Source organism: Elizabethkingia argenteiflava, from assembly GCF_009904105.1.
Taxonomy (GTDB): domain Bacteria; phylum Bacteroidota; class Bacteroidia; order Flavobacteriales; family Weeksellaceae; genus Elizabethkingia; species Elizabethkingia argenteiflava.
Map to the genome: position 1 here is coordinate 1 of NZ_JAAABJ010000219.1, position 225 is coordinate 225.

The window sequence follows — 225 nt, forward strand, 5'->3', positions numbered from 1 at the left end:
ATCACGATTTATACCAAATAGAAGGTAGTTTGAAAGAAATTCTGTCCCTTCTAAGCGAAGCAGAAATAGATCATAAAGGATTGTTTCTCAATGCTGAAGCAGGATTTGACAGTGAGAATTTAAGACAAATGTTAGAAAAAGAAAAAATAATCGCCAATATTAAAACCAATCTCAGGAATAATAAAACAGCCAAGAATTATTATTATTTTGATGAAGAATTATATA

1 pseudogene is annotated in these 225 nt (G+C 28.9%); it reads left to right on the forward strand.

Annotated features, from left to right (window positions below):
• Nucleotides 1–225: pseudogene (locus tag GNY06_RS15465) on the forward strand (IS5/IS1182 family transposase); the annotation flags it as partial.